Source organism: Streptomyces bohaiensis, assembly GCF_012033785.1.
Classification (GTDB): Bacteria; Actinomycetota; Actinomycetes; order Streptomycetales; family Streptomycetaceae; genus Streptomyces; species Streptomyces bohaiensis.
Genome location: NZ_JAAVJC010000285.1, coordinates 1 through 6052, shown reverse-complemented (window position 1 = coordinate 6052; position 6052 = coordinate 1). Strand labels below are relative to the sequence as shown.

Below are 6052 nucleotides of genomic sequence, written 5' to 3'. Positions count from 1 at the left end.
GGACGGGAGCGCCCCACACCACCCTGCGGGGCCCGGCCCCACCCCCACGGCCGGGCCCCGCAGCCGTTCCGCCGGCGCCCGGTTCGCGCCGGTTCGGCGCCCCGTCGGCGTGCTCCTGGTCCTCGTCGTGCCACCGCCCGCTCCCCGCCGGGTGCCGGCAGATACCGGGCGAGGTCGTCCGCGATGCTCACCGCCGCGCCCTCCCCGCCCGCGGGCCGCGCGGCCGGTGCGCACGCCCGCACCGCCGCCACCCACTGCCACGGCTGCTCCGGCTCGGTCTCCCGCCACCCACCGGTGCCGCCGACCACCGCCCAGCCCTGCGCGGCCAGTGCGTCGGTCGCCGCCACCGGGTCCCAGTCGACGTCGGCGCCGCCGACGACGTAGCCCAGCCGGCCCCGGGTCGGGTGATCGAGGTAGGCATGCCAGTCGAGGTCGTGTCCGGCGACCACGGCCAGGGCGTCGCCCTGCTCCTGGTCGTGCTGCTCGTTGTTGTGTGCGTTCATGGCGCCACACTGGCGCACCGGCCGCCGCTCGCGGGCGGAATCGGCGGTATCCGCCCGGATAGGGGCGCCCCCGCCTCCTCGGGCGAGGGCGTTTCGCAACCGTGTCACGAGCAGTTTCACGAGCGGTTTCACGAGGAGTTTCACGAGCGGTTTCGCCGTGGTTTTAGCGACCATCCCCGCCGGCGACGGTATCTGTGCAGGTCAACCCCCTTATCGCAGGAGTGCGACCGGCGCTGACACCTCTCCCTGCACAGACTCGATCTGTCACCACACCCCCGGCGCGCGGCCCGCCGACACCCCCGGCCCGCAGCCCCGCACGCCCGCCCCGACAGGCCCCGGACAAGGGGGCCCCGAGCTGTTCCCGCTCCGGCGGCCCGGCGTGACGCGGCCCCCTCCTCGGAGGGGGCCGCCGACGCACGCAGGCGCCGGGGCAAGCGATCTGGTGCCGCGCGGCGGCCGCGACGCCGCAGCGCTGCCGGGTCCCGTTTGGGGACCCGTTTGAACGCCCGTTTGGACATCCGGTTGGACACCCCTTTGAACGCCCGTTTGGGCACTCGTTCGGCGGCGGCCGCGGCGGCGGTCGGTAGGGCGCTGACTAGGGAGACAAGGGGCCCCTGTGCGGCCGCGGCGGCGCCGACTACTTCCCCACGGCACCCCTCGCGCGCGGGAAGCCCGTCCTTCACCCCCGACGCCGGGCGGGCCGCTAGGCGCTGACCAACCGCCTGTGGATCAGCCGGTGTCGACCTCGTAGCGTCAGCCGGTGCGGGGGCTTGCTGTCAGAGCTGCGGCGACTCGCTCGGCGCGTTCCTGCGGCTCCAGCTCCGAGGAGTCGAGCACGAGGTCGAAGTCCTCCGGATCGCAGATGCCGTAGTGCCCTCTGCTGAGGCCGCGGAACTTCTCCGGAAATCGCTCCGCCTCCCGGCTCTCCAGTACTGCCAGCGGAGCGCTCACGTGCGCCCACAGCACACGATGTCCCGCCAGCGCGGTGCGCCAGGCCGGCACGGTCGACCAGCGACGCCCGGACGGGCCCGCTACCCGCACCCGCGCGAGTGCGGCTCAGCCGGATGCGGAGTCACTCGCGACGAGCGGAGAAGACCGCAGCTGGCCCCTCCAGCGCCGAAGTCCGTGACGGGCCCGCCCTGCAATGGGGGAGTGGACGTACGCCGCGGTCGTGGCGATGAACCGGCCATGCACCGCACCGGCCCGGGCGCGCTGACCTGTGGTTGACGGATTCCGGCAAGCGTTCCGGCAAGGGGTGTGGTGCGCCCGATAGGGGCACACGCGGAGCATGACATCGAAGCGGTACCCGTTAAGCAACACCCACGCGAAGATCGTGCGCTTGAGCCGTTGGCTCCACCTGCTGGTCGCTCTGCTCTGGCTCGCAACCCTCGCCGTCGCACTGTCCACAGGAGAAGGCTCGGCAGCCAGGCCGGCGCTGCTCGCCACCACGTTCCTACTCTGCGCGGCCGCAGCACAGTACGTGACGCGTCGAGATGCCCAAGCCCGAGCCGAGACCCCGGCGCAGCCGTGACCATCGGCCCGCCCGCGCGTTGACCCTGCGGGGCCGCCGGGCGCCGGCCCCGGACACGATCTCCACGCCTCGGTGTCCCGACCCCACCCGCCCTCCCCCGAGACCGGGACGGGGAGCGCCCCACACCACCCTGCGGGGCCCGGCCCACCCCCACGGCCGGGCCCCGCAGCCGTGTTCCGCCGGCGCCCGGGCCGCGCCGGTTCGGCGCTCCGGACGGGGCGTTTCGCAACCGTGTCGCCCGAGGTTTCGCCCGGCGTTTCGCCCGAGGTTTCGCAACCGTTTCAGCGACCACCCCGGCCCGTACCGGTATCTGTGCAGGTCAAACCCCATGTCGAGGGAGTACGAGCGAGGCTGACACCTCTCCCTGCACAGACTCGACTCTGTGACCACACCCCCGGCCTGCGGCCCGCCGGCGCCCCCGCCGCCAGCCGCGTCCCCGGGCCGCAGACCACCCCCGGGCCGCGGGTTCGCAGACCCCGGACAAAGGAGCCGAGCTGTCCTGCCCCTACCACTACGCCTCGTCGCCCCTGCCCTCCACCTCGTAGCGGACCACGTTCCGCCAGCGCCCGTGCTCCTCCTCATCAGGAGCAAGCTCGACAGCCCGATCGAAGTCACCGGCCGCAGCGACCAGCAACCCCGCAGCGTGGCGAACCCGGCCGCGCCAGTGGTGGTTCCAGGCGTTGTTGGGTTCGAGTTCGATGGCGCGGGTGAGGTCGGTGATCGCCTGCTCGTAGTTGCCCGCCTGATGGTGGGCGAGGCCGCGCCAGTAGTGGTTCAGCTCCTCGTTGGGTTCGAGTTCGATGGCGCGGGTGAGGTCGGTGATCGCCTGCTCGTGGTCGCCCGCCTGATGGTGGGCGAGTCCGCGCTCAAGGTGGTTGAGATCGTCGTTGGGTTCGAGTTCGATGGCGCGGGTGAGGTCGGTGATGGCCTGCTCGTGGTCGCCCGCCTGATGGTGGGCGAGGCCGCGCCAGTAGTGGTTCAGCTCCTCGTTGGGTTCGAGTTCGATGGCGCGGGTGAGGTCGGTGATCGCCAGCTCGTAGTTGCCCGTCTTGTGGTGGGTGGTGCCGCGCCAGCGGTGGTTCGAGGCGTCGTTGGGTTCGAGTTCGATGGCGCGGGTGAGGTCGGTGATGGCCTGCTCGTAGTTGCCCGTCTTGTGGTGGGTGGTGCCGCGCCAGCGGTGGTTCGAGGCGTCGTCGGGGTTGAGTTCGATGGCGCGGGTGAGGTCGGTGATGGCCTGCTTGTAGTTGCCTGCTTCGTGGTGGGTGGTGCCGCGCCAGAGGTGGTTCAAGGCGTCGCCGGGGTTGAGTCCGATGGCGCGGGTGAGGTCGGTGATGGCCTGCTCGTAGTTGCCTGCTTCGTGGTGGGTGGTGCCGCGCCAGTGGTGGTTCGAGGCGTTGTCGGGGTTGAGTTCGATGGCGCGGGTGAGGTCGGTGATGGCCTGCTCGTAGTTGCCTGCTTCGTGGTGGGCGAGGCCGCGCCAGAGGTGGTTCAAGGCGTCGTCGGGTTCGAGTTCGATGGCGCGGGTGAGGTCGGTGATCGCCTGCTCGTAGTTGCCCGCCGCGTGGTGGGCGAGGCCGCGCCAGTAGTGGTTCAGCTCGTCGCCGGGGTTGAGTTCGATGGCGCGGGTGAGGTCGGTGACCGCCTGCTCGTGATTGCCGGCTGTGCGGTGGTGGCGTCCGCGTGCACGGTATGCGTGTGCGCGTGTGGTGGTGGAGAGGCCGGGCTGATCGAGGATGTGTCGCAGGGCTGTTTCGGGGTCGGCCTCAGCACTGTTGTTGCCGAGGGCCGTGGCTCGTTCGGTGAGCGTGGTGTGGTTGCTGTCGTGGCCGGCGCGGTAGATGAGGCGGACCCAGCGGGTGAGGGTCTCCGTGCTCGCGCTGGCGGCGTGGACGCAGTCCTCAAGGATGGCGAGGCGGTTGTCGTAGGGGGTGGCGCAGAGGCGGTGGTACATCTCTGCGGCGCGGTGGTCGCGCCACTGCTCGTTGGCCCACCTGCCGTCGGTGTCGGGGAGGGAGGTTTCGAGGGTGGTGCGTTGGTGTGCGTGGTGGTCGGCGAGGGTGGTGTGGCGGTGTGTCCAGTCGTTGGCGGACTGGTTGCGTTGGAGGCGGAGGATCTGGGTGCGGACGACGTCGTGGTAGCGGTAGCGGCCGCCGTGGCTGGTGACGAACGGCAGCTTCGCCAGCCAGGCCTCCGCACCCGCCGCGGCTTCGGGGTCGAGGAGCGCACGGTAGATATCGGCGTCGACCTCCTGGGGGAGTGCGCAGTCCAGGATGGCCCGGCGCCGTGCCGGGTCCGTCTCCCATCTCAGAAACCGCTCGACAGCGCTTTCAGCCGGGTCGATGACCTCGCCGGGACCGGTCGGCCGGTGGGAGGCGAGCATGTCGACGAGCACCGGTAGCCGATCGGACACGTCCAGGATCGCGGTGACCGTGGCCTCGTCGGTGATGCCTTTGCGGGACAGGAGGTCGCGGGCTTCGTCCTCGGTGAAGGAGTCCAGCACCACCTCCTCGACGTGAGGCATCATCTCTCCCCATACCGCCGGGGCGAGCTTGCCCTGCCCGGCGATGACCACCACGACGGTCGACGGCAGCTCCCCGTACCGCTCGTCGACGAGGTCGCGCAGCCACCGGTCCAGCCCGGGCCCGGTCTGTTCGTAGACGTCGAAGAACAGCACCACCTGGGAGCGGTCCCGCGCCGCCTCGGTCAGATCCTTCACGAAGACCGGCGTCACCTCACCGACCGGGTCGTTCAGCAGCTCCCCGTCCCGCCGCTCCCGCCGCTGCCCCATGAGCTGGCCCGCGCTGCGGGCCAGCTGGTCCACCCCCAGCGGAACACCGAGCGCGGCGCCGGCGGCTGTAAGACCCGCGTGGGCCGCCGCCTCGGCCCCGGGTGAGCCCACACCGGCCGGGAGCCCGTGCTCGGCGGCCTTCTGCCGCTGCCGCAGCTCCCCCAGCCGTTTGGTGAACGCGTTCAATGGCAGGCCCTGCCGGGCCAGCTGATCGCTTATGGCCTTCATGGCCTCCTGCGGGCCGTGGACCGCGTCATCGAGGTACACCGTCGCCGCCCAGGCCTCCTCCGCGTACCCCTTCCACCGCCGAACGAGCATCGACTTCCCCACACCCGACTGCCCCCGCACATGAAACAGAAGACGGAAATCGTCGTCAGCGTTCGGATCCCGCCGCAGATTCGTCTCGAAGACCGCAAGCTCTCCACTCCGCCCCACAAAGCTCTGCCCCCGCTGCCGCCGAAGCTGCTCCCGCCGTGTCATCGGCCGATTCGCCACAGTCCCCACCCCTCCACGTCTGATGCCCCAACAGCTACCAGCACCACCGGCCCGTGTCAGCCCAACGACCAACCCCTGGCCGAACACCACCGCCGACGCCCGCCTGCACGCCACCCGCCCGGTTCCCGGACCACCACCGCGCCGCCGGCACCCGGTCCCGCCGCCGGCGGTGCGTCCGGCTACCAGACCCTCCACTTCACCGGCTGACCGAACGGCCCCGGCCGGACCGGCCGCGGAAGGCGCTCCGGGCCGGGTGCCGGCACCGCGACGGGCGCCGGTTCGACCGCCGCGGCCCGGCCGTCCGGCCCCGGTAGCCACAGGTCGGCAGAGGCGCTGCCGGCGGCCGCGCCGCGGCCCGTTGCGGCCACGGTGACGCGGCGGCCCCGCAGGAGCCCGTGGCCGTCCTTGACGCCCTCCCACGCGGCCCGTACGACCGTGAGGCGCACCGCCGCTCCCGGCCAGGCTCCGGCGGCGACGAGGACGGTTCCGTGGCGGCGTTGGAGGGCGGCGAGGCGCCGGTGGACCCGGTCCGGCATCGCGGGCAGCCCCGGCCCCACCAGGACGACCGGGACGGCCTCCAAGAGCGCGGACAGCACCGCGGGCCACCGCCCGCCGGGGTCGTCCACCCACAACCCCGCCCCGAGATCGAGCCCGGCGTCGGCCGCCGCCAACGCCCCGAGCTCCGGCAGCCCGACCGCCGCCCACCCCACCGTGCCGTGCCCCGCGCGCCCGGCG

4 protein-coding genes are annotated in these 6052 nt (G+C 72.4%); all 4 read right to left on the bottom strand.

The window, feature by feature from the left end; translation table 11 throughout:
* Window positions 1–503: hypothetical protein (locus HCN52_RS20950; protein ID WP_209314806.1), on the bottom strand; the 503-nt coding region annotated here is incomplete at its 3' end.
* A gap of 753 nt (window positions 504–1256) precedes the next feature.
* A complete protein-coding gene (locus tag HCN52_RS20945; protein WP_312876811.1) occupies window positions 1257–1544 on the bottom strand; it encodes a phosphotransferase-like protein in 288 nt (95 codons plus the stop codon).
* Window positions 1545–2545: 1001 nt separating this feature from the next.
* Window positions 2546–5140, bottom strand: coding sequence for a tetratricopeptide repeat protein (locus tag HCN52_RS20940; protein WP_168090007.1), 2595 nt, complete (start codon window positions 5138–5140; stop codon window positions 2546–2548).
* A gap of 356 nt (window positions 5141–5496) precedes the next feature.
* Window positions 5497–6052, bottom strand: a 556-nt coding sequence (gene imuA', locus HCN52_RS20935) for a DnaE2-dependent mutagenesis accessory factor ImuA' (RefSeq protein ID WP_209314805.1), incomplete at its 5' end; no start/stop codon positions are given.